Source organism: Streptomyces sporangiiformans, assembly GCF_005768555.2.
GTDB lineage: Bacteria > Actinomycetota > Actinomycetes > Streptomycetales > Streptomycetaceae > Streptomyces > Streptomyces sporangiiformans.
The window spans coordinates 1-24,064 of record NZ_VCHX02000343.1 but is presented as its reverse complement, the minus strand read 5'-3'; the positions used below and the strand labels follow the sequence as shown (position 1 = coordinate 24,064).

At 70.6% G+C, this 24,064-nt stretch carries 19 protein-coding genes; 7 read left to right on the top strand and 12 right to left on the bottom strand.

All coding sequences use genetic code 11. From position 1 onward, the window contains the following. Nucleotides 1–122: 122 nt before the first annotated feature. Both FGD71_RS44000 and FGD71_RS43995 read left to right on the top strand, forming a co-directional pair. A complete protein-coding gene (locus FGD71_RS44000; protein WP_119106218.1) occupies nt 123–809 on the top strand; it encodes a DUF5995 family protein in 687 nt (228 codons plus the stop codon). A gap of 96 nt (nt 810–905) precedes the next feature. Then, a complete protein-coding gene (locus FGD71_RS43995; protein ID WP_119106217.1) occupies nt 906–1,835 on the top strand; it encodes an LLM class F420-dependent oxidoreductase in 930 nt (309 codons plus the stop codon). Between the two features lie 98 nt (nt 1,836–1,933). On the opposite strand, the gene FGD71_RS43990 is transcribed toward FGD71_RS43995, so the two are convergent. Both FGD71_RS43990 and FGD71_RS43985 read right to left on the bottom strand, forming a co-directional pair. Beyond that, entirely contained in the window at nt 1,934–3,646 is a 1,713-nt protein-coding gene (locus FGD71_RS43990) for a flavin monoamine oxidase family protein (protein ID WP_119106216.1), read from the bottom strand. Nucleotides 3,647–3,699: 53 nt separating this feature from the next. Continuing rightward, nucleotides 3,700–4,488: a carbon-nitrogen hydrolase family protein gene (locus tag FGD71_RS43985; protein ID WP_119106215.1), complete on the bottom strand. Its 789-nt coding sequence runs from the start codon at nt 4,486–4,488 to the stop codon at nt 3,700–3,702. Between the two features lie 299 nt (nt 4,489–4,787). On the opposite strand from FGD71_RS43985, the gene FGD71_RS43980 reads away from it, so the two are divergent. Then, nucleotides 4,788–5,366, top strand: coding sequence for a hypothetical protein (locus FGD71_RS43980; protein WP_119106214.1), 579 nt, complete (start codon nt 4,788–4,790; stop codon nt 5,364–5,366). Between the two features lie 70 nt (nt 5,367–5,436). Here the strand turns inward: FGD71_RS43980 and FGD71_RS43975 are convergent, their stop codons facing one another. The 7 genes from FGD71_RS43975 to rpe all read right to left on the bottom strand — a co-directional run bounded on the left by FGD71_RS43975 (nt 5,437) and on the right by rpe (nt 12,955). After that, on the bottom strand, nt 5,437–6,624 hold the full coding sequence (locus tag FGD71_RS43975; RefSeq protein WP_119106213.1) for an MFS transporter: 1,188 nt from the start codon (nt 6,622–6,624) through the stop codon (nt 5,437–5,439). Nucleotides 6,625–6,910: 286 nt separating this feature from the next. Next, entirely contained in the window at nt 6,911–7,363 is a 453-nt protein-coding gene (locus FGD71_RS43970) for an Lrp/AsnC family transcriptional regulator (protein ID WP_119106212.1), read from the bottom strand. A 39-nt stretch (nt 7,364–7,402) separates the two neighbouring features. Then, on the bottom strand, nt 7,403–8,872 hold the full coding sequence (locus FGD71_RS43965) for an amino acid permease (RefSeq protein ID WP_119106211.1): 1,470 nt from the start codon (nt 8,870–8,872) through the stop codon (nt 7,403–7,405). A gap of 214 nt (nt 8,873–9,086) precedes the next feature. Continuing rightward, on the bottom strand, nt 9,087–10,529 hold the full coding sequence (locus FGD71_RS43960; protein ID WP_162931398.1) for a GuaB1 family IMP dehydrogenase-related protein: 1,443 nt from the start codon (nt 10,527–10,529) through the stop codon (nt 9,087–9,089). A gap of 107 nt (nt 10,530–10,636) precedes the next feature. Then, complete coding sequence (locus FGD71_RS43955) at nt 10,637–10,990, bottom strand: barstar family protein (protein WP_119106209.1); 354 nt, start codon at nt 10,988–10,990, stop codon at nt 10,637–10,639. A 145-nt stretch (nt 10,991–11,135) separates the two neighbouring features. Then, complete coding sequence (locus tag FGD71_RS43950; protein WP_119106208.1) at nt 11,136–12,179, bottom strand: sugar-binding transcriptional regulator; 1,044 nt, start codon at nt 12,177–12,179, stop codon at nt 11,136–11,138. Between the two features lie 89 nt (nt 12,180–12,268). Continuing rightward, entirely contained in the window at nt 12,269–12,955 is a 687-nt protein-coding gene (rpe, locus tag FGD71_RS43945; RefSeq protein WP_119106207.1) for a ribulose-phosphate 3-epimerase, read from the bottom strand. 239 nt (nt 12,956–13,194) lie between these two features. Here rpe and FGD71_RS43940 point away from each other — a divergent pair, with 239 nt between their 5' ends. Then, entirely contained in the window at nt 13,195–15,375 is a 2,181-nt protein-coding gene (locus FGD71_RS43940; protein WP_119106247.1) for an MMPL family transporter, read from the top strand. Nucleotides 15,376–15,508: 133 nt separating this feature from the next. Here FGD71_RS43940 and FGD71_RS43935 read toward each other — a convergent pair whose 3' ends face one another. Genes FGD71_RS43935 through FGD71_RS43925 form a run of 3 tightly spaced genes read right to left on the bottom strand, consistent with a single transcriptional unit; the run spans nt 15,509 to nt 19,095 of the window. Then, on the bottom strand, nt 15,509–17,818 hold the full coding sequence (locus FGD71_RS43935; protein ID WP_119106206.1) for an ABC transporter permease: 2,310 nt from the start codon (nt 17,816–17,818) through the stop codon (nt 15,509–15,511). 3 nt (nt 17,819–17,821) lie between these two features. Then, a complete protein-coding gene (locus FGD71_RS43930) occupies nt 17,822–18,592 on the bottom strand; it encodes an ABC transporter ATP-binding protein (RefSeq protein ID WP_240437063.1) in 771 nt (256 codons plus the stop codon). Further along, the gene (locus FGD71_RS43925) at nt 18,589–19,095 is read right to left on the bottom strand and encodes a PadR family transcriptional regulator (protein WP_119106205.1); all 507 of its coding nucleotides are present in this window, start codon (nt 19,093–19,095) and stop codon (nt 18,589–18,591) included. Before FGD71_RS43925 ends, FGD71_RS43930 begins: the two co-directional genes overlap by 4 nt. 173 nt (nt 19,096–19,268) lie before the next feature. Here FGD71_RS43925 and FGD71_RS43920 point away from each other — a divergent pair, with 173 nt between their 5' ends. The 3 genes from FGD71_RS43920 (at nt 19,269) to FGD71_RS43910 (ending at nt 23,988) form a co-directional block, all read left to right on the top strand. Beyond that, on the top strand, nt 19,269–20,540 hold the full coding sequence (locus tag FGD71_RS43920) for an ABC transporter substrate-binding protein (protein ID WP_119106204.1): 1,272 nt from the start codon (nt 19,269–19,271) through the stop codon (nt 20,538–20,540). A 408-nt stretch (nt 20,541–20,948) separates the two neighbouring features. Continuing rightward, nucleotides 20,949–22,541: a glycoside hydrolase family 13 protein gene (locus FGD71_RS43915; protein WP_240437064.1), complete on the top strand. Its 1,593-nt coding sequence runs from the start codon at nt 20,949–20,951 to the stop codon at nt 22,539–22,541. A 127-nt stretch (nt 22,542–22,668) separates the two neighbouring features. After that, the gene (locus tag FGD71_RS43910) at nt 22,669–23,988 is read left to right on the top strand and encodes an ABC transporter substrate-binding protein (RefSeq protein ID WP_119106202.1); all 1,320 of its coding nucleotides are present in this window, start codon (nt 22,669–22,671) and stop codon (nt 23,986–23,988) included. Nucleotides 23,989–24,064 lie beyond the last annotated feature (76 nt).

Below are 24,064 nucleotides of genomic sequence, written 5' to 3'. Positions count from 1 at the left end.
CGCCGGGCACGTTGGCCTGACACGCTGTGCTCCCCTTCCTCCGCGCCGGTCGTGTCCCCCGTTATGGGGAAGCGGTCGGCCCGGCGGTACTCGGGGCAGCGTAGGCCTGCGAACCTGCCCCCATGGTGCAGTTGGAATATGTCACGACTCCCGTGGACTTGGTCGTCTCCCGTATGCGCGCGCTGAGCGCGGCCTGGCCGGAATGGGACGGTGTCGCGGTCTTCAACCGCGTCTACCTCACCGTCACGGAGGAGGTCGACCGGCATGTCGACGCAGGGCACTTCACCGACCCGCACGCCGCGATCACGCTGGACGTACGGTTCGCGGAGCGTTACCTCGCGGTCGTGGACGCGGTGGCGGACGAGCGGCTTCCGCCCGCCTGCTGGCGGCCGCTTTTCCAGTTCCGGCGTCATCCCGGTGTACGACCGTTGCAGTTCGCGTTCGCGGGTATCAATGCGCACATCGGGCACGATCTTGCGCTCGCGGTGTTAGACGCCTGTCGTACGCTCGACTGCGAACCCGTCGATCTGGAGGACGAGTTCGATCGTGTGGGCGACATCCTCATCACGCTGGAGGAGCGCATCCGCGAAGATCTGATGCCGGGCCCCGACCTCCTCCAGATCGCCGACCCGCTCACGCATCTGCTCGGCTCATGGAGCCTGGAGCGGGCGCGGGACGGCGCATGGTCCGCAGCCCGCACGCTGTGGGCGCTGCGCGGACTGCCCGATCTCGCCGACGAGTTCGCCTGCCGCCTCGACGCGGTGGTCGGTCTGGCGGGCCGGATGCTGCTGACTCCGCTGCCGGACTGATCCGGCCACGCCGCACGCATACCGCTGAATTCGCCTTGTGGCGCGTTAGGTTGAGCGTTGAACCGTCTGACGCGAACAACGCGAAGGAGCGTACGCATGGCCACTCGGTTGGGTCTCAGTCTTCCTCAAGCGCAGCAGTACGACATCGGGCAGGACGTACCCGACGTGGCGCGCACCGCCGAGCAGATCGGCTACGAGAGCCTGTGGGTGTACGAGCGCGCCCTGTTTCCGCAGCCCGCGACGCAGGGCCTGTACGGCATACCGGGCCTGCCCTGGCCCGAGATGTACCGCGGCGTCCCCGACCCGCTGGTCACGCTGACCCTGGCCGTCACGGCCACTGAGCGGGTCCGGCTCGGCACGAGTGTCCTGGTCGCCCCGCTCCACGGCCCGTTCCAGCTGGCCAGGACCCTGGGCACGCTGGACGCGGCGAGCGGCGGCCGGGTCGTGGCGGGCCTCGGCACGGGGTGGTCGCTCGACGAGTACGCGGCCGCGGGAGTCGCGCCGTTCGAGGAGCGCGGCCAGGTCCTGGACGAGGTCCTCGACGTGTGCCAGGCGGTGTGGGGTCCGGACCCGGTGACGTACGAGGGACGCCTCACCAAGATCGCGCCCTCCGCGGTCGGGCCCAAGCCGGCCCGGCCGATACCGATCCTGCTGCCGGCCAACAGCAAGAAGGCCCGGACCCGGCTCGTCGAACGCGCCGACGGCTGGATGCCGGTGGCCATGGGCGCCGAGCAACTGGGCGCCCAGTGGCGTCAGTTGCAGGACTTCGCGGCCGAGCGCGGCCGTACGAAGCCGATCGAGTCGGTGGCGCGGGCGAACGCGCAGTACACGCCCAAGGCGTACGACGGCGCCGACCGCGCCCCGTTCCAGGGCAACGTCGAGCAGATCGTGGCGGACCTCAAGGCCCACGCCGAGGTCGGCGTCGACGAGATCCTCATCGAGCTCCAGGGCACCGCGCGGGACGCCCAGGAGCTCAAGGACGTCGCCGCCGAGGTGTTCACGGCGGCGCGTGCGGCCGGGGTCTGACCTTCTCGATGTGCGGGCCACCCCGGCAGCCGGCCGGGGGGGCCGCACGGGGATCGGCCCCCGGTCGCGTACCCGCATCGTCCGGGCCGTGCCCGGCCTCAGTCCTCGGGAAGTTCCACCGGCGCGATCTCGTCGTAGACGTCGCCGGGTCCGGGGTTGGCCGGGTCGGTCCCGCCGCCCAGGTGGTGCATGACGCCCCACACGGCGTTCAGCGCGGTCTGTACGGCGCCCTCGGCCCAGCCGGCCGTCCAGGAGATGTCGTCGCCCGCGAGGAAGATGCCCCGCTTGTCCTCGGCCAGCCGGTCCTGCATGAAGTGCGTGAACAGGCGCCGCTGGTAACGGTAGTGGCCGGGCAGGTTGGCCTTGAACGCGCCCATGAAGTACGGCTCGTTCTCCCAGGACACCGTCACCGGGTTGCCGATGATGTGCTTCCTGATGTCGACCTTCGGGTAGATCTCGCCGAGTGACTTCAGCATGACCTCCATCCGCTCGTTCGCGGACAGCGGCAGCCATTTCAGGCTGTCGTCACACCATGTGTAGGAGAGGCAGATGACGGCGGGCCGGTCCGGACCGTCGTCGAGGAGGTAGGTCCCGCGCGTCATCCGGTCGGTGAGCGTCATCGACATGACGTCCCGGCCGGTCGGTTCTCCCTTGTCGTCTACGGCCTTGTCCAGCCAGAACGGCCGGTCGACCGGCACGAAGAGCTTGGACGACTCCATGTAGTGCGTCCGCTCGATCGCCGTCCAGTGGTCGATCGGGAACAGCGCGTCGTCGCAGTCGACCTTGGAGAGCAGCATCCAGGACTGGGCCGTGAAGATCGCCGCCTGGTACGTACGGATGCCGCCGTCCGCGTCGGTGACCGTGATCCGGTTGCCGGACGTGCGGTGGAGCCGGGTCACGGCGGGCTTCGGCGTCCCGTCGTCGTGCAGCTTCGCGAGCGACGTCCCGTACGCCCAGTGCACGATCTTCTCCGGCTCCCGCTCCCAGAGCCGGAGCGGGAGCTGCTGGCTGCCCCCGACGATGCCGCGGTGGTGGTCGTCCGCCTCGGTGTAGACGACGCGCAGGATCTCCAGGATGGAGTTGGGGAAGTCCGTGTCCCAGCCGCCCGTCCCGAAGCCGACCTGTCCGAAGATCTCGCGGTGCCGGAAGGACTTGAAGGCCTCGGAGTCGCAGAGGAAGCCGTAGAAGGTCTGGTTGTCGAGCTTCTCCACGAGCCGCGACCAGATCTCGCGGATGCGCGGGACGTCGCGCTCGCGCAGGGCGCGGTTCATGTCGGAGAAGTCGGCGCCCTCCTCCAGGCACTTGGTCCAGGCGTTCGCCACGTCCCGGTAGACCTGCGGCAGGTCGTCGACCGTCTCGGCGTAGTGCGCCTCGCCCTTGAGGTCGACGACCGTCGACGGCGTGACCTCCGCAAGGGGGTTGGGGAAGGGCCGGGTCTCGAGCCCCACCAGGTCGATGTAGTGCTGCAGCACCGTGGAGGAGGGCGGGAAGCGCATCGCGCCCATCTCGGCGGTCAGGGACGGGTCGCAGCCGTCGAAGCCGACGGTCCGCAGACGGCCGCCGATCCGGTCGGCCTCGTAGACCACGGGCTTGAGGCCCATCTTCATCAGCTCGTACGCGGCCACGATGCCGGACAGTCCGCCGCCGATGACCGCGACCTCGGTGCCGTGCTCGGTCGCCGGTATCTGGCCCAGGCCGGCGGGGTGCGCGAGGAAGTCGTCGTACGCGTACGGGAAGTCCGGACCGAACATGGTGATCGGCAGTCGCTGCTCGTCAGCGTGCTCGACTGCGTTGGGCACGGTGGACGTCATGGGGTACGGACTCCTTGCGCGAAAAGGGTTGGGGAGGGAGGGCTGAGCGGGGTTCAGAGAAGGGACCCGTAGAGGCCGGGACGACGGTCCTCGAGGTACGGGTTCGCCTCGCGCGAGGCCGCGAGGAAGACGGGGTCGGCGTCGGCGAAGACCAGTTCCTCACCGCGCCCGGCGCGCGCTCGGCTGACGCCGTCGGGTCCGGCCAGCGTCGAGAGCCCGACGAACTCGAACTCCCCTTCCGAGCCGACCCGGTTGACGTACGCGACGTACATCTGGTTCTCGAAGGCGCGCACCGGCACGACGGACTCGGCGACGAACTGGAACGGGTGCATCTGGGCCGTCGGCACCACGAGCAGGTCGGTGCCGGCGAGGGCGTGCGCGCGGACGTTCTCCGGGAACTCCACGTCGTAGCAGATCATGAGGCCGACGCGGAGGCCGGCCAGCTCGGCCTGGACGACGGGCAGTTGGCCCGGCGTGAAGTGGTCGCGCTCGAAGCAGCCGAAGAGGTGCGTCTTGCGGTAGTTGGCGAGACGGGTGCCGTCGGCGGCGATCAGCTGGGCGGAGTTGAAGACCTGCTCCGCGTCGCGCTCGGGGTAGCCGTAGACGACGGCGAGGCCGTGCCGAGAGGCGATCTCCGCGACCGCGTCGGCGGATTCGCCGTCGGCGGACTCGGCGAGCCGGGGCACGTCCCCACCGATCGCGTACCCGGTCAGGAACATCTCCGGCGCCACCAGCAGCCCGGCCCCCGCGGCGGCGGCACGTTCCGCGGCCACGTCGAGAACCTTGAGGTTCGCGGCGACGGAGCCGGGACGTCCGGAGCTCTGGAGCAGGGCGGTGCGCATGCGTGTTCCTCACTGGGGGCGAAGGGGAGTCGGGGGCCACATAGACGGTACGGTCGGCGGCTTCCGGCCGACAAGGCGGACTCATTGCGCGTCCGCGGACGAATCATTGCGTGCCTCGGCGGCCGGACGGCGATTCGTTGCGCCCCCTCAGTCGCAGGCCGGGTCCTCCTGGAGGCGCAGCTCACGGGTGTAAGCCCCCGCCCGGCGGCGGAGCGACGGTGACGTCCACGGCACGATGTGCCCGGATCCCGGCGCCGGAACAGTGAGAGCTGTCCGAACCACCCACCGAAGGGACCGACATGAGCCGCCTCTCCCGCCACTCCCGTCATACGAAGATCCTGGCGCTCAGTGCCGCCTTACTGCTCTCCGCCGGAGCCGCCACCGGAACCGCCGCCGCGTCGGTAGGCGGCGGGCACGGGAACAGCGGGCACGGGAACCGGGAGGCCGCCGCGCTGACCGGTACCGCGAAGCTGTACCGGTCGGCCGGGGACGACATCACGTTCTCGTTCGACGCGCACCTGGCGGCGAAGGACAACGACGACCCGCTCAAGGCCACTGGTACCTTCCGCTTCAGCCACTACGCGAACGGCGAGGGCGGCTGGGCGAAGGCGAAGGTCGACTGCCTGGTGACCGGCGGCAAGGTGGCCGTCGTCTCCGGCGTCATCACGGACACGGACCTGGAGGGGGTCGAGGGCCACCGGGTGGGCATCACCGTTCACGACACCGGCCGCATCGACCGCCTCGGCTACAGCTGGGCGGCGACCGAGGACATGGGCCCGAAGGACCTGCCCAAGTGCGTCGGCTCCGCGCCCTTCGAGAAGGTCAGGAAGGGCACGGGCGACTTCGCGGTCGTCCCTTGGCAGCCGACTGTTTTCTAGGGGTGTTCACTCAAAGAGGCCTTGCTCAAAGGGGCCTTGCTCAAAGGAACGTTGCCGCCAGGGACGTTGCTCATGAGCGGGCTCTGGCCGCGAGTATCAGCGCCGTCACCAGGTACGGCACCGCGAACAGGGCGAAGACGGAGCCGTGTGCGGTGGTCGAGCCGATCACCGCGTACGCGCCGTACACGGTGATGGTGGTCAGATCGGTGCCCACACCGGCGACGGAGGTGAGCGTGGCCCGGCCGGTTCCGGTGATGCGCTCCTGCAGTCGGGCGTCGGCCAGGACGCTCGCCAGCTGGAAGCCGCCGAAGGCAAGGGCCACCAACGCGATGGCGGCCGGTGTCCCCGCCATCGCGCCCGCGGCCAGGGCGAGCGCGGAGCCCGCGAGCACCCCGGCCAGTCCGGGGGTGCCGAGGCGCTCCCCCGCACCGGCCAGCAGACCACCGCAGGTGGCTCCCGCCCAGATCAGCAGCAGTAACCAGGGAACGGTGCCGTCGGGCACGCCGGTGTCGCGCACCAGCAGCGGCGTGTACTCGTCCAGGGCGCCCCACACGGCGGTGACGGCCGGGACGAGCAGCAGCGCGCCGCGTACGGACCGGTCGCCGCGGGCCTCGGCCAGTCCGGCGCGCAGCGTCGCGGCCCAGCCGGCACCGCCCGTGGCCGCGTCCCGGTTTCGGTGCTCGGGGAAGCGGGCCGCGACCGCCGCGGTCGACAGGCAGGCCAGCACGCTGGCCAGCCCCACGGCCAGGTACCCACCCGCCGCGAGCACCGGTGCGGCCAGCCCCATCGCCGCCATGACGCCCACCAGCCCGGCCGCCTGGGCACGGCCCATGACGCGCGCGTACCGGTCGGCCGCGCCGAGCCGGTCGAGCTCCTCGTACACCAGCGCCTCCAGTGCGCCGGAGCCGAGCGCTCCCCTGAGACCCCAGAGCACGAAGCCGACGGCGAACGCCCAGTACGACGGGACGATCACCCACAGGGCGAAGCCGACCGAGCTGAGCAGCGGTCCGAGCCACAGCAGCATCCGTCGGGAGACGGCGTCGGCCCAGGCGCCGGACGGGACCTCGACCAGGACGCCGGTCAGCGACCACAGGACGAAGAGGGAGGAGATCTGCCAGACCGGGAGCCCGGTGTCGGCGAACAGGAGCACGTACACCGGGTAGAGCAGGACGAAGTCGTCGAGGAACGCGTAGCCGTACAGCGTGGCCGTCAGCCGCCGGACACCGGTGGTGGGCACACGCGCAGGTGTGAGAGTCATGAGGCCTTCCCGCAGGGACAGTTCGGACGCCGGAACTACGGGCGTCCGAGGCGGCCCTCGGGAGGCGCGGCTGGTGAATCAATGTCGCCAGGTCATGGCACCGATGGTAACCGGGCCCGTCCGCCCGGCCCAGCGAAAATACGGTGGGCGCAGCCCCGCAAGGCGCGGCCCCGCCAAGGGGCGGCCCCGCCAAGGGGCGCGGGGCAGTGACACATGCGGCTCCGCCGCGTGGGCGCGACCAGCCACGACGGACCCGCGGCTCAGGAGCCGGCCCACCAGCGGAGCGTTACGTCGGCGCTCCCGACGAGAAGCGTCGCAGCAGCGGGGAGAGCACCAGCACGGACTTGGTCCGCTCCACGAACGACTCGCCGGCGATCCGCTCGAGCACCCGCTCGAAGTGCCGCATGTCGGAGGCGAAGACCTGGACGACGGCGTCGGCCTCCCCGGTGACGGTGGAGGCGGCCACGATTTCCTGGTAGCGCTCGAGACCGCGCTGAATGGTCTCGGGCGAGGTGTTGCGGCGGCAGTAGATCTCGACGAACCCCTCGGTCTTCCAGCCGAGAGCGGCCGGGTCCACACGGACCGTGAAGCCGGTGATGGCCCCGGTGGCGCGCAGCCTGTCCACGCGCCGCTTCACCGCGGGCGCCGACAGCCCGACCTCCTGGCCGATGTCGGCGTAGGAGCGTCGGGCGTCCTCGGCGAGGGCGTGCACTATGTGTTCGTCGAGATCGTTCAGCACTGCGGGTGGATCACTTTTCTTCAGGTCTTCGAGGACCGCTCACCCGGCCGGTTCGGCCGCGAGACGCGAACGGCGATAGCCGTACAGGAAGTAGAACACGAGCCCGACGGCCATCCAGACGCCGAAGACGACCCAGGTGACGGTGTCCAGGCTGCCCATCATCCAGAGGCAGAAGCCGAAGCCGAGCGCGGGCAGCACCGGCGACAGCGGCACGCGGAACGCGCGCGGCATCTCCGGACGCGTACGCCGCAGCACCACGACCGCGACATTGACCAGCGCGAAGGCGAAGAGCGTGCCGATGCTGGTGGCGTCGGCGAGCTGACCGAGAGGGATCGCGGCGGCGAGGACACCGCAGAAGGCGGACACGATGAGGGTGTTGGCACGGGGCGCACCGGTCTTCGGGTGCACCCGCGCGAAGACCTTGGGCACGAGCCCGTCGCGGGACATGGCGAAGAGGATGCGGGTCTGGCCGTAGAGCACGGTCAGGACGACGCTGGCGATCGCGATCACGGCGCCGAACGCGAGGACCGTCGCCCAGAAGCTCTGCCCGGTGACGTCCTTCATGATCCCGGCGAGCGCGGCCTCCGAACCGGTGAAGCGCTGCCAGGGCTTCGCACCGACGGCGACGGCCGCGACGAGGACGTACAGCGCCGTCACGATGATCAGCGAGAGCATGATGGCGCGGGGCAGGTCACGCTGGGCGTTCTTGGCCTCTTCGCCGGCCGTGGAGGCCGCGTCGAAGCCGATGTACGAGAAGAAGAGGGTCGCCCCGGCGGCACTCACTCCGGCCATGCCGAGCGGCATGAAGTTCTCGTAGTTGCCGGAGCGGAAGCCCTGGAGGCCGATCACACAGAACAGCAGCAGCGCGGCGATCTTCACCACGACCATGATCGTGTTGGCGCGCGCGGATTCCCGTGCGCCACCGAGCAGGAACGCCATCGCGAGCAGCACGACGATCAGTGCGGGCAGGTTGAAGACCCCGCCGTCACCGGGCGGCGCGGAGAGCGCGTCCGGGATGGTGACCCCGATGGTGCCGTCGAGCAGCTCGTTGAGGTACTCGCCCCAGCCGACCGCCACGGCGGCCACCGAGACGCCGTACTCCAGGACGAGACACCATCCGCAGATCCAGGCGATCAGTTCACCCATCGTTGCGTACGCATACGAGTACGAGGAGCCGGCGACCGGGATGGTGCCCGCCAGTTCGGCGTAGGAGAGGGCCGAGAAGAGCGCGGTGAGGCCGGCGATCACGAAGGAGACGGTGACGGCGGGTCCGGCCTCGGGAACGGCCTCGCCGAGGACGACGAAGATCCCGGTGCCCAGTGTGGCACCGATGCTGATCATGGTGAGCTGCCAGAGCCCGAGGGAGCGCCGAAGCGAACCTCCCTCGCCCTGGCCCCCTTCGTCGACCAGCCGTTCCACGGGCTTGCGGCGCATCAGACGCGGTCCGGCGCCCTGGGGTGGCGGGCTGGGGTCACGGGGGGACTGCGGGGGTGCGCCGGGGTCGAGCACGTGCTGGCTCCTTCATCGCTGCCGGTCAGGGCGGCGCGGCCCCCACGGCGGCCCGAAGGAAGGGACCGCCGAGCAGGAGGTCCCCGCCACACTACGTACAGCCCACGACCTTACGATCTCGGGCTTCACAGGCGTAATGCAGCAACCTTGCGTACCTCCGCAAGATCGTTGCGTTCCTGGCGGAGCGACGTGCGTTCGTTGCGCGGACCGTTTCTCAGTTCCAGCTGGCGTGCAGGGGCTCGCCCTCCGCGTAACCCGCGGCGCTCTGGATGCCGACGACACTCTTGTCGGCGAACTCCTCCAGGGAGTGGGCACCGGCGTAGGTGCAGGCGGAGCGGACGCCCGCGATGATCGAGTCGATCAGGTCCTCGACGCCCGGGCGGGTCGGGTCGAGGAACATGCGGGAGGTGGAGATGCCCTCTTCGAACAAGGCCTTGCGGGCGCGGTCGTACGCGGACTCCTCCGACGTGCGGTTGCGCACCGCGCGTGAGGACGCCATGCCGAAGGACTCCTTGTAGAAGCGCCCGTCTGCGTCCTGCTGCAGATCGCCGGGCGACTCGTAGGTACCGGCGAACCAGGAGCCGATCATGACGTTCGACGCGCCCGCGGCCAGCGCCATGGCGACGTCGCGCGGGTGCCGCACACCACCGTCGGCCCACACGTGCTTGCCGTACTTCTTCGCCTCGGCGGCGCACTCCACGACCGCCGAGAACTGCGGCCGCCCGACGCCCGTCATCATGCGCGTGGTGCACATGGCACCCGGTCCGACACCGACCTTGACGATGTCCGCGCCGGCCTCGATCAGGTCACGTACACCCTCGGCGGCGACGACGTTGCCGGCGACGATCGGCACCCTCGGGTCGAGCGCGCGCACGGTCTTGATCGCGCCGATCATCGACTCCTGATGGCCGTGCGCCGTGTCGATGACCAGCGTGTCCACGCCCGCGTCGAGCAGCTGCTTGGCCTTGCCCGCCACATCGCCGTTGATGCCGACGGCGGCGGCCGTGCGCAGCTTGCCGTTCGCGTCGGTGGCCGGCGTGTAGAGCGTGGCGCGCAGGGCGCCCCGGCGGGTGAGGATGCCCGCGAGACGGCCAGCCTGGTCGACGGCGGGAGCGTAGCGTCGGTTGGCGGCGTCGAGCGTGTTGAAGGCCTCGCGCGGCTCGATGTCCGCGTCGAGCAGCAGCAGGTCCCGGGACATGACCTCGGTCAGCTGGGTGAACCGGTCGACCCCGCTCAGGTCGGCGTCGGTGACCACTCCCACGGGCTTGCCGTTCTCGTCCACCACGACGCCCGCGTTGTGCGCCCGCTTCGGCAGCAGCGACAGCGCGTCGGCGACGGTCTGATGGGGAGCCAGCACGATCGGGGTGTCGAGCACGAGATGACGGCCCTTGACCCAGGAGACGACCTCGGCGACGACATCGATCGGGATGTCCTGCGGTATGACGACGAGCCCGCCGCGGCGGGCCACGGTCTCGGCCATCCGGCGTCCGGCGATCGCCGTCATGTTGGCGACCACCAGCGGGATGGTCGTGCCGCTGCCGTCGAGGGAAGCCAGGTTGACGTCCTGCCGCGAACCGACCGCGGAGCGGCTCGGCACCATGAAGACGTCGTCGTACGTCAGGTCGTACGCGGGCTGGATGTCATTGAGGAAACGCACGTGCTGCACATCCCAGTCGATCAGAGGTGGCCCCCTGACAGGTCAGCCAGGGGGAAGAGCACGTACTTCATTCTCCCATGTCGGCTGATGGGCGGTCCCCGGTCCGATCATCCAGGCAGGTGGGAGGGGGTCTGGTGGGATCCTCCAAGGGCGAGCGCCACGGAGAGCCGCGGCGTGCGGTCCACGGCCTCGGAGAGCACCTCCCGCGCCGTCTCCCACTCGTCCGGCCGTGCCTTGGCGTACGTCTGCCAGCCGGTGACGACGACCAGCAGTCCGCGCCCGGCGGCGGCCTCGGGCCAGACGGAGAGGTCGGTGAGGCTGTCGGCCAGCGCGTCCCAGTTGCGGCCGAACCAGTCGGGCAGATCGAGCGCCCGTACGCAGCGCTCCATGAAGCCCGCCTTGTCCACGACCCCGGCGAGGTCCAGGGTGACCACCAGCCGGCCCGCCACGTCGTCCGTCATCTCAGTACCGCCTTGAGGGGCTCGTCATGATCACCGGACAGACCGGGGCAGCCTTTCCCGACGCTGCCACGGCCGTCCCCGGGGGCGCGTTGCCGATCCGCCGACGGGCCCCCGGGATCCTCGAAATGCTTCAGGTCTGGCCTGGTCAGGGCCCGTCGGGGTCGGCCCGGTCCAGTGCAGGACGCGGCGCCGGACCCGCCGCCATCAGGTAGTCCGCGGCCGACGTGTCGGTCACCAGGCTGGTGACCAGGCCGGAGCGGAGCACCGCGTCGATGGCGGCCGCCTTGCGCTGTCCGCCGGCGATCGCGACGACCTCGGGAATACGCCGCAGCCGGTCGGCCTCGACCGTGATGCACCGCTCCCCCAGGTCCCGTCCGATCCGGCGTCCCTCCGCGTCGAAGAGGTGGGCCGACATCTCGGCGGCGACACCGAGGGACGCGTAGTGGGAGCGCTCCTCCTCGGTGAGCATGTCGTGCACCGTCGAGATGCCCGCCTCCCAGGAGCCGATGGACACACAGGCGACCGTCACCTTGTCGAAGTACTCGAAGGCGCGGGCGATCCCCGTCTGGTTGCGCAGCGCCGCCGCGGTGGCCGCGTCCGGCAGCAGCATCGGCGCGTAGATCGGGTGGGCGTCGCCACCCGAGACCTGGGCGGCCCGGCGCACGGCCTCGACCGAGCCCCGCTCGGCCGTGCCCGCGTCGTACACACCCGTCAGCTGCACGACCGTGCACGGCGGCAGCCGGTCGAGCGCCGCCGCCATGTGAATGGTGGACCGGCCCCACGCGAGGCCGAGCACATCGCCCTCGGCGACCAGCTCACCGAGCAGGTCGGCCGCCACTTCACCGAGGTTCTCCGGATCGGGCGACTCCTCGGCATCCGCCGGGGACTCGACCACGACGGCGTGCCGGAGGCCGTAGCGGGCGCGCAGCGCGTCGGAGCGCTCCGCGTCCAGCTCGGCGGGGACACGGATCTCGATCCTCACCAGATCCCGTTCGAGAGCGGTCTCCAGGACCCGGGCCACCTTGAAGCGGCTGACGCCGAACTCCTCGGCGATCTGGATCTTGGACTTGCCCTCGAGGTAGAAGCGGCGGGCCATGGCCGCCGCCTGCACCAGCTCAGCGGGTCCCATCCGCATGGCTGACCGGCCCGCCGACATACCCGACACGGCGATCTCCTCACTGCTGTTCACACTCTGGATTCGCCGTTCATCCTTGCAGATCCGGCGTACTTGATCAGCCCTGATGGGCGGCGTTCACGTTCCCTTGGTCTCGTGGTGGCTCAGTGGCCGCACGCCCAGGCCGCGTCAGCGGTCACCGCCTCCGCCTGAGTGCGCAATGCACGTACCGCCTGGGCCGGGTCCGATGCCCCGTACACCGCGGAACCGGCCACGAAGACGTCGGCCCCGGCCTCGGCGCATCGCTCGATGGTGGTGGCCGAGACCCCGCCGTCGACCTGGAGCCAGAGTTCGAGGCCGTGCTTGTTGATCAACTCGCGGGTCCGGCGGATCTTCGGAAGCATGATGTCGAGAAAAGCCTGGCCCCCGAAGCCGGGCTCGACCGTCATGATCAGCAGCATGTCGAGTTCGCCCAGCAGATCCTCGTACGGCTCGATGGGCGTGGCGGGCTTGAGCGCCATGGAGGCACGGGCGCCCTTGGCCCGGATCTCGCGGGCGAGCCGTACCGGCGCGGCGGCCGCTTCCACATGAAAGGTGACGGAACCAGCACCCGCTTCTACGTACTGGGGCGCCCACCGATCGGCGTCCTCGATCATCAGATGGCAGTCCAGCGGCGTGTCCGTCGCACGCGCCAAGGACTCTACGACCGGCACACCGAGCGTGAGGTTCGGGACGAAATGGTTGTCCATCACGTCCACATGGAGCCAGTCGGCCCCTTCGACCGCCTTTGCCTCCTCGGCGAGGCGTGCGAAGTCGGCGGACAGGATGCTGGGGTTGATCTGCACGGCCATGCCCCAAGACTGCCATGCCCTGCGGGGTTGGGCGGCATCGGTCTCGGGTGGGGACGGTTCGAGGGAAGCCGCGGGCCGTCCGTGGCTGGTCGCGCCCGCGCGGCGGAGCCGCATGTGTCACGGTCCCGCGCCCGTGAAGGGGCGCGAGAAGACCTGGTCCGTTCTGCGGGTGTTGCTCCCTGTTCGGCCATGCCATGCTGGACCGCCCACCGGCTCCAGAGGCGGCTACGGGGGTGGCCATGACGCAGGTACAGGAGAGGCAGCGGCGAGGCATCGCCCACCTTGTCTGCGGGCGCCGGGCCAAGTGGCTCGTGGTGGCGCTGTGGCTGGTGTTGCTGGTCTTCACGGCACCGTTCGCCCTGAAGCTCACCGACGCCCAGGACAACGACGCGGCGTCCTGGTTGCCCGGCTCCGCGGAGTCGACGCAAGTCCTGGAGATCTCCGAGGACTTCAGGCCGGAGCAGATCCCGGCGGTCGTCGTGTACGCCCGCGAGGGCGGCCTCACGGCACAGGACCGGGCCCAGATCGCCGAGGACGTGCGGGCACTCAAGGAGCTGCGCGACCACGGCATCCGCGGCGCGGAGACCCGGGGCCCGGTCTTCGACCGGGACGCCGATCCACGGGCGGCCCAGATCCAGGTGCCGATCACCATGGACGAGAAGGGCTGGGAGCGGATCGCGCCCGCGGTCGACTCGATCCGTGCCGACGTCGGCACGGGCGGTGGCGGGCTCGCCGTGCACATCACGGGTCCGGGCGGTACGTCCGCGGACTTCTCGGAGGCCTTCGAGGGCATCGACTCCACGCTGCTGTTCTCGGCGATGGCCGTCGTCATCGTGATGCTGCTGCTCACCTATCGCAGCCCGACGCTGCTGATCGTCCCGCTGCTCGGGGTGGTCGTCGCGCTGTTCACCGCGCAGGCGCTGATCTACTTCCTCGCGGAGCACGCGGGCCTGACCGTCAACGGGCAGAGCGCGGGCATCCTCACGGTCCTGGTGTTCGGCGCCGGGACGGACTACGCCCTGCTCCTGGTCGCCCGCTACCGGGAGGAGCTGCGCCGCCACGAGGACCGCCACGAGGCCATGGCACTGGCCCTGCACCGGGCGGGTCCTGCGGTGATCGCGTCCGGCGCCACGGTCGTCCTGAGCATGCTGGTGCTGCTCGCCGCCGAGATGAACTCGACCAGTGGCCTCGGCCCGGTGGCGGCCATCGGGGTCGCGGTGGCGCTGATCGCGATGCTCACCCTCTTCCCGGCCCTGCTCGTGATCTTCGGCCGCTGGATCTTCTGGCCGGTGATCCCGCACCTCGGCTCGCCCGACCCGACCGAGCGCGGTGTCTGGGCCCGTATGGGCCGGGCTATCGCCATCCGCCCGCGCGTGATCTGGGGCGTCACGGCGGCCGTGCTCGCACTGCTCTCGCTGGGTCTGATCCAGATGCGCGCGGAGGGGATCAGCAACGCCGACGCCTTCACCGACAAGCCCGACTCGGTCGTCGGCCAGGAGGTGTCCGCGCGCTACTTCCCCGCGGGCAGCGGCGACCCGCTGGTCATCGTCAGCGACCGGCCCCAGGCAGAGCAGGTGGGCCGGGCGGTCGCGGCCACCCCCGGTGTCGTACCGGAGTCCCTGGGCCTGCCGCCCGGCACGAAGCCGGTGCACGAGGGCAGGGTCCTCTTCGAGGCCACCATGACCGCCCCCGCGGACAGCGAGGCCGCGAAAGAGACGGTCGAGCGGGTACGGGACGCCGTGCACGCGGTGCCCGACGCGGACGCGCAGGTCGGCGGCGGTACGGCGGCCCTGCTGGACATGGACAGGGCGACGACCCACGACAACGTACTGATCATCCCGTTGGTGCTCGTGGTCGTGCTGCTGATCCTGTGTGCGCTGCTGCGCGCCCTGATCGCGCCGCTCCTGCTGATCGGCACGGTGGTGCTGTCGTTCGCCGCCGCGCTGGGGATCAGTGCGCTCACCTTCCGGTACCTCTTCGACTACGCGGGCGAGACGACCGACTTCCCGCTCTTCGTCTTCGTGTTCCTGGTGGCACTCGGCATCGACTACAACATCTTCCTGACCACCCGCATCCGCGAGGAGGCGGCACGCCAGGGCACCCGCCCCGGCGTGGTCACGGGCCTGGCCGCGACCGGCGCCGTCATCACCTCGGCGGGCCTCGTCCTCGCGGGCACCTTCGCCGCCCTCGGCACGCTGCCCATGGTGGCCTTCGCCGAGATCGGCTTCGCCGTGGCGCTCGGCGTACTGCTGGACACGTTCATCGTGCGCTCGGTGCTCGTGACGGCCCTGTTCCTCGACGTGGGACCGAAGGTGTGGTGGCCACACCGGCTGGCCCACGAGGACGGCGGCACGGCACGCCCGACGGCGGTCGCGGGTGCCCCCGAACCGGAGTCGCGGCCGAGCGGACCATCGGAGTAGTACGGGCGGCGCCGCCGCCCGGTGCGTCGGGCTCGGCGCGCCGCCGATGCTTCGGGCTCGGCGCGCCCGGCGGTGCTTCGGGCTCGGCGCGCCCGGCGGTCGGCGTCGGCAACACGCCCAGCTCATCCGTTGTTCAGCCGGCGCCGTCGCGGTGGGTGAGCTGGTGGCGGGCGAGGGCCGTGGCCCGGGTGGCGGGGAGTACGGAAGCCGCTACCGCTCCGCCGACGGCGAGGACCGCGACGACGGTGAGCAGTTGCCAGGACGGTGGGCCGGCGATGCCCGCGCCGATGCCCCCGTCCGCGCTCTGCTGGTCGATGAGCCACTGGGCGAGCGGGATGCCGAGACCGATGCCCAGGGTTGCGGCGCCGAGGGCGAGCAGGCCGATCTGCGCCACCATGGTCCCGACGGTCTGCTGGGGTGTCATGCCCACCGCGCGGTAGGCGCGCAGGTCCCGGGAGTGGTCGCGTACGGAGACGAAGATCGCGGTGGACAGTTCCACCAGCCCGATCAGCGAGAGCACGCCGACCAGAACGACGATCACGCCCCGCACCGGCGACAGATCGGGTACGGAGCTGACGGCGTCGCGGACCTCCAGGGTGCCGTGCGAGGCCGCGGTCAACTCGTACCGGACGGCCGAGGGGTCCGCGCCCCCACGCAGTTCGAGGCTGAAGTAGGCCGGCAGGACGTCCTTGTCCTGGGCGTGCAGCGTGCTGTACGAGGTGGAGATGACGCGTCCGTCGTCCTCCGTCTCGATACAGCGCCCCACGATGTGCAGGATGTGCGGGGTGCCGCCGACGGTGACGCGCACCCACTGACCGACCGACACGTCAAGGGCGTTGAGCAGGCCCTGACCGGCGACGGCCTCGCCCGGCGCGGTGGGCGCTCGGCCCTCCACGACGGCGAACGGGTACGGGCGGGCGGAGGTGCCGACACCCCGCAGGGTCACGGACTTCGACTGTCCGGGCGCGAGCGCGGCGAGTTCGACGCCGGGGTGGATCGCCGACACGTCCGCAGAGCGGTCGAGTTCGCGCTCCGCCTCGGCGTTGCTCACGCCGTTGGGGCGGGCGATGAGACCTCCGGCCAGGCCGACCCGTCCCGGGTCGTGCTCCAGCCGATCGACCGTGGCCCAGGTGCCGAACGTGATGGTGACGATCAGTACCGGCAGGGCGAGCCGCAGCACGGTGGCGGCCGACGAGCCGGGCCGGTGCATCACGGCGCGCGCGCCGAGGACGAGAGAGGGAGGCAGGCGCAGCCGCAGGGCGAACCTGGCGGCGCCGGACATCCGGCGCCGGCCGGGGGCGGCCACGCGGGCCGCCGGGATGGCCGGAACTCTTCCGGCCCGCCAGGCGGCGAGGGTGGTCGCGAAGGCGATCACGGCGACGGTGGCCAGACAGACGCCGAGGGATGTCCACGCATGCACCGGCAGCGCCCGCCATACGTCCATGGCGGAGCCGAGCGAGCCGGGGACGAGGCTGCCGAAGGCCTCGGTGGCCAGGAAACCGAGGACCACACCGAGCGAGGCGAGCACGGTGTGCCGCACCAGGAACATGGCCGTCACCTGGCCGGGGGTGAAGCCCACCGCCTTGAGGACGGAGATGTCCCGGGCGTGCGCGAAGACCCGGGCTCCGATGCCTCCGGTGACGGCGACCGCGGCGGCGGCGAGCGCGCTGAGCGCGAACAGCCCGATCAGCAGGCCGAGCAGGTGGTTGTCACCCTCGGCCTCGGTACGGGCGTCCTGCCAGGTGGAGACGTCCACGACGTCCGGTGAGCCGACCGCGGCGACCGCACGCTGCACCAGATAGCCGGTGTCCCCCGGGTCGGAGAGACGCAGGCCCAGGGTCTGGGTGTGCCGGCCTCCCTCGGCGAGGAGATCGGCGACGAGAGTGGGCGACGCCCAGGCGATCCCGGGTGAGTCGCCGGGCGCGTAACCGGCCTCCGCGGTCCGCACGATGCCGACGACGCGCAGGCTACGGCCGTGATCACCGGGCAGGGTGATGCGGTCGCCCGGCGAGACCCACAGGGCGCTGGCCAGCGAGCGTTCCAGCACGATGCCGTCGGCCGGTCCGCCGTTCAGCCAGCGGCCGCTCTCGATCTCGGGCCGGCCCACCTCCGGCCGCTTGGGCCCGGCGGCGCGCAGGTCGAGGACGGCCTGTTCGGGGCCGCTGCGCACCGTCTCGGCGACCGTGGAGAAGGGGCCGGAGACAGCGGTGACGCCGGGGAGGGAGCTCAGCGCGGAGGTCTGCGCGCCGGGTTCGGTACGCAGCCAGACGTGGGCGCCGTTGGTGGCGGTGAACAGCCGCTGCCAGGGGTCCGCGGCGTAGACGAGCAGGGCGACGGAGATCAGCAGGGAGGCCGTGATCCCGGCGGTGGCCAGGACCAGGGAGGCGGCCTGGCCCCGGTGGGTGCGCAGGTCGGCCAGGGCCCAGCGGAGGAAGGCACGCACGCTTCAGCCCAGCAATCGGACGACGTGCGCGGCGGCCTGCCCGGTGGGGGGCGGGTCGGTGAAGGAGATGTCGTCGGCGATCTCCCCGTCGTGCAGGGTGACGACCCGGTCGGCGGTGCTGGCGACATTGGCGTCGTGGGTGACCAGCACGATGGTCTGGCCACGCTGGTGGTAGCCGGAGAGCATGCGCAGCACCTCGCGGGTGCCCTTGCTGTCGAGGCTGCCGGTGGGTTCGTCGGCGAGCAGCACGGCGGGGCGGTTGATCAGGGCGCGGGCCAGGGCCACGCGCTGCTGTTCGCCGCCGGCGAGCTCGGCGGGGGTGCTGTCCTCCTTGCCCTCCAGGCCGAGTTCGGTGAGGAGCTCGCGGCGCCGTTCACGGACCCGGCGCGGCGGGTGTCCGGCGAGCAGGCCGGGCAGTTCGATGTTGTCGGCGACGGTGAGGGTGGAGACGAGGTTGAAGAACTGGAAGACGACACCCACCTCCCGTCGGCGCAGTGCCGCCCAGCGGGCCTCACTGAGGATGTCGACACGGCGGCCGCCGAGCCATATTCGGCCGCTGTCGGGGCGTTCGAGGCCACCGAGGAGGTGCAGCAGGGTCGATTTGCCGGCGCCCGAGGGGCCGGTGACCGCGACGAACTCGCCCGGGCATATCCGCAGGTCCACGCCGCGAACAGCGCGGACCTCGGTGCCGTCGGTGCGGTGGGTCTTGACGAGGCCCTCGACGACGAGCATGTCGCCCGGCGTGCCCTCCCCCGAGGTCTCGTTGCGTCTCATTCCAGTTCCTCCTGGCATCGTTCCAGCCAGTCCAGATCGGCCTGCAGGTGCAGCATGGCGCCCTCGATGAGCAGTTGGGCGACCTTGTTGTCGCGGTCCTCGGCGGCGGCGAGCCGGGTCATGGACCGCATCAGGTTGAGGTAGTGGCGGCGCTGTCGGTTGATCAACCCGACCTGGTCGGCGGCTCCGGTCAGGGGGGCAAGCGCCAGTTTCATGAAGAACTCGTCGCGTACGCGCGGCTCGTCGGAGGTCTCCTCGAACCAGGCCGCCACGGCTTCGTGGCCCGCTTCGGTGAGTGTGTAGGTGCGTTTGTTCGGACGGCCGGACTGTGCGACGTCCTCACCCTGGATGAGTCCCGACTTCTCCAGGCGTGTGAGGGTGACGTAGATCTGGCCGATGTTGGGCTGAGGGTAGGCCGAACCGAACAGGCTCTCAAGGGCCTGCTTGAGTTCGTATCCGTGCGCGGGCCCTTTGGCGAGGAGAGCGAGCAGCGCCAGACGCATTCGTGCTCAGCCTCCTATGCTGCCGCCTTGGATGTCCGGAGCATGGGACGGAACCGTACCTGCCATGTGTCCGGAAGGCCCCTACCCGGAACTAGTATCCCGCATGCCCAACAGGTATAGATAACACGCAGGGGCGGGGTCGATTTCAAGCCGCGCCCGGAAGAGGAGCTCTCATGCGGTGCCCGCAGGACATGCGACGACGGGGATTCCTCGCCGCCGCCCTGCTGGCCGCCGGGTATGCCGGCGCCGGTTCCGCGGCACCGCGCCGTGGTTCCGGCAGGGGGCCGCTGACCCTGGCGACCGGGCGTGACCTGACCGGGTACCTGCAGCACGTGCTGGACGGCTGGAACCGGGAGCACCCCGCGGAAGCCGTGACGCTGGTGCAGCTGCCCGAGGCGGCGGACGAGGTGCACGCGCAGATGGTGGAGAGCCTGCGGGCGGGCCGCGACCGCTTCGATGTGCTGAACATCGACGTGACATGGACCGCGGAGTTCGCGAGCGCGGGGTGGATCTCCCCGGTGGACCCCGACCGGCTCCCGCTGAACCGGATGCTCCCTTCCGTCCTGGACACCGCGACGTTCCGGGGGCGGCTGTACGCGGCGCCGTACGTGACGAACGCGGGACTGCTGTACTACCGCGAGGATCTCCTGGAGAAGGCCGGCCTCGGGCCGCCTCGGACATGGGCCGAACTGGAACATGCCGCGCGGACGGTCGCGCCGCGGTACGGGGTGGACGGCTACGCGGGACAGTTCCTGCCGTACGAGGGCCTCACGGTGAACGTCGACGAGGCGGTGGAGTCGGCCGGCGGGTCGATACTCGACCCGGACGGACGCTCGGTGACGGTCGGCTCGGCGGCGGCCCGGGAGGGGCTCGGCTTCCTGGTGCGTGGCGTCCGGGACGGCTGGATACCGCAGCGGGCGCTGGCGTTCAAGGAGGAGGAGTCCCGGCTGGCGTTCCAGGCGGGCACGCTGCTGTTCCTGCGCAACTGGCCGTACGTGTACGACATGGCGTCCGTCGCCGGCTCGGCGGTGGCCGGCCGGTTCGGGGTGACCCTGCTGCCCGGGCCGGACGGTCAGGGCGCGAGTGTGCTCGGCGGCTCGAACCTCGCCATCACCTCTCGTTGCCGCCACCCGGAGACCGCCGCCGATCTGCTCGCCCACATGACCGGCGAGGAAGTGCAGCGCCAGGTGCTGACCCGGGGCTCGCTGCCGCCGGTGCTGGCGGCCTTGTACACCGACCGGGACCTGACCCGGCGTTATCCGTATCTGCCCGCGCTGGAGCAGAGCGTCCGTACGGCCAGGGTCCGGCCGAAGAGTGCCGCGTACGAGCAGGTGAGTCTGGCGGTCGCGGCCGTCTCCAGCGACGCCCTGCGCGGCCAGACGACGGTGGCGGGGGCGATTTCCCGGGTGAACCGGGAGTTGCGTGCCATCACCCGGAGCACCTGAGCGGTCCGGTCCCCGCGCTCTCCAGCCCGCCCACTTAACAAGTAAGTAGGCGGGCTTCGTCATTCCTTGGGGGCAATTCCCCCCATACCCCCACACTCTGCCGCCTATTGAGTAGGGCCAGGGAGAGAACTGGCGACAGATCATTGACACCTCGCCGTCGCTGCTACTTAACATGCATGCATAACAGCGGGGTGGCTGTTTTCAGTCGGCCACCGGTGTGCGGTCCGCACGTGTCGCTGTTGTTTCAGCACGTCGTTGTTCAGCACTTCGTCCGCGCGGATTCTCGTCGCGCGCCCGTGATCAGGATGGTGTCCGGTGCCTGGAGCCCCCTCTGCGGCCGAGTCGGTCAAGTCCCCCGTACCTGCCGCCGGCCTCGGTCCGTCGCACCACCACTGGTGGAGCGACGCCGTGCTGTACCAGGTGTACATCCGCAGTTTCCTGGACAGCACCGGCGACGGTGTCGGAGACCTGGCCGGCGTTCGCGCCGGCCTGTCCTACCTCAGCAAACTGGGGGTGGACGGCATCTGGCTGAGCCCCTTCTACCCCTCCCCGCAGCACGACCACGGCTACGACGTCGCCGACTACTGCGCGGTGGACCCCGTCTACGGCGACCTGGAGGAGTTCGACCGGCTGGTGGCCGACTCGCACCGGCTGGGCCTGCGCGTCGTCATCGACATCGTGCCCAACCACACCTCGACGGCGCACGCGTGGTTCCGCAGCGCCCTGGCGGGCTCGCCCGGCAGCCCGGAGCGGGCGCGCTACCACTTCGCCGACGGCCGCGGCGAGCACGGCGAGCTGCCGCCCAACAACTGGCGGGCGATGTTCGGCGGACCAGCCTGGTCCCGGATCACCGAGCCGGACGGCACCCCCGGCCAGTGGTACCTGCACATGTTCACTCCCGAGCAGCCCGACCTGAACTGGCGTGACCCACGTGTCGGTGACGACTTCGAGCGGATCGTGCGCTTCTGGCTCGACCGGGGCGTGGACGGTTTCCGCATCGATGTGGCGACGGGTCTGTTCCGCCACCCGGACCTGCCGGACTCCCCGGACCCGGGAGCCGACGAGCGCGCCCGTGACGCCGTCAACCCGCTGGCGTGGAACCAGCCCGAAGTCCACGGCGTATGGCGCCGGTGGCGTGCGGTGTGCGAGGAGTACACCGCACAGGACGGCCGGGAGAGGCTGCTGGTGGGCGAGGTGTCCGTACCCACCGCCGCCGACCAGGCCCGCTATGTGCGTCCCGACGAGCTGCACCAGGCCTTCTTCTTCGACCTGTTGAGTGCCCCGTGGGACGCGGACGCCTTCCGCCGGACCATCGACGAGGCGCTGCGCGACATCGCCGGCACCGGATCCACCGTCACCTGGGTGCTCAACAACCATGACCAGGTCAGGACCGTGACGCGGTACGGCGATGACACGGGCGTGTTCGGCGCCACCCGGGCCCGGGCAGCCGCACTGCTGATGCTGGCGCTGCCCGGGGCGGCGTACATCTACCAGGGTGAGGAGCTCGGTCTGCCCGAAGTCGTGGACCTGCCGGACGAGGCGCTGACCGACCCGATCTTCCGGCGCACCGGCAGCCGCCGCTACGTCCGGGACGGCTGCCGGGTCCCCCTGCCCTGGTCGGGGCACGCCTCACCGTTCGGCTTCACCGCCCAGACCGCGACCTCCCCGCCGTGGCTGCCGCAGCCGGCCTGGTTCGCCGAACACACCACCGACCGGGCGCTGATGGACACCACGTCGTTCTGGCATCTGTACCGGGACGCGCTGAGCCTGCGGTCCCGGCTGCCGCAACTCGGCACAGGGACCCTGCGCTGGCTGGAGTCGCCGCGGGACGTGCTCACCTTCGTACGCGGCGACGGCGTGGTGTGCGCGGTGAACTTCGGCGAGCAGACGGTCCCCGCCCCGCTGCCCGGCACTCCGTTGCTGTCCAGCGGCCCCTGCCCACCGGGACTCCTGCCCGGCAACACCGCGGCCTGGTGGATCGACTCACTGACCTCCCTGTGATCCCGGCCGCCCCCGATCTCCCCCCTCTCCCCCTCTCCCCCTCTCCCACATTTCCCCTTCGAGGGGCTCGCAGCCCCAGTTCCCGCTCACCCTCAACCGGTTCACCCTCAACGCTAAGGACACCCACATGAAGCGACTCACAGTCGCCACCGCGCTCGTCTGCGGTGTGGCGCTCACTGCCACCGCCTGCGGCGGGGGCGACAGTTCCGACGCCTCCTCCAAGAAACTGCCACTGTCCGGGCAGACCGTCACCGTGGCCGGTGTGTGGACGGGCGAGGAGCAGGCCGGCTTCAAGAAGGTGCTGGACGGCTTCACCGCCGAGACCGGCGCGAAGACCCAGTTCGTCTCCACCGGTGACAACGTCTCGACCGTCATCGGCAGCAAGATCCAGGGCGGTGACGCCCCGGACGTGGTGATGGTCCCTCAGGTGGGCGTGGTGCAGCAGTTCGCCAAGTCCAAGTGGCTGCAGCCGCTGTCCGCCGACGTGAAGAAGGTCATCGACAAGAACTACGCCAAGATCTGGCAGAACTACGGCAGCGTCGACAACACCCTGTACGCCCTGTACTTCAAGGCGTCCGACAAGTCGACGGTCTGGTACAACCCGACGGCGTTCGCCAATGCCGGCGTCACCCCGCCGAAGACCTATAAGCAGATGATGACGAACGCCAAGACCCTCTCGGACTCCGGTCTCGCGGCGTTCGCCATCGGCGGGCAGGACGGCTGGACGCTGACCGACTGGTTCGAGAACATCTACCTCTCCCAGGCCGGTCCGCAGAAGTACGACCAGCTCGCCCAGCACGAGATCAAGTGGACGGACCCGAGCGTGGTCAAGGCCCTCACCACCCTCGGCGACCTGTTCAAGCAGAAAGCACTCATCGCCGGCGGCGCCAAGGGGGCGCTGGAGACGGACTTCCCGACCTCGGTCACCCAGGTCTTCGGCAAGGCGCCGACCGCGGCGATGACGTACGAGGGTGACTTCGTCAGCGGCAACATCACCAACGACCTGCACAAGAAGGTCGGTACGGACGCCAAGTTCTTCCCCTTCCCGTCGGTCGACGGCGGCAAGGCACCGGTGGTCGGAGGCGGTGACGCCGCGGTCGTGCTCAAGGACGGCAAGAACAAGACCGCGGGGATGAAGCTGCTGGAGTATCTGGCGAGCCCGCAGGCCGCGCAGATCTGGGCCAAGCGGGGCGGTTTCGTCTCCCCCAACAAGTCACTCCCGATGTCCGCGTACCCCGACACCACGAGCCGGCAGACCGCGCAGTCGCTGATCGACGCGGGCAACGGCCTCCGCTTCGACATGTCGGACCAGGCGCCCGCCGCGTTCGGCGGCACGGCCGGCACCGGTGAGTGGAAGATCCTCCAGGACTTCCTCGCCGACCCGTCCAACCCGAAGGCGACCGCGCGGACCCTGGAGTCCGCGGCCGCCAAGGCCTACGGGCACTGACCGGACGTCCACCATGTCCACGACGCTCTCTCCCACGCCCGCGTCGCAGACGCCGGCGCCGGCGGCCCATCGGGCC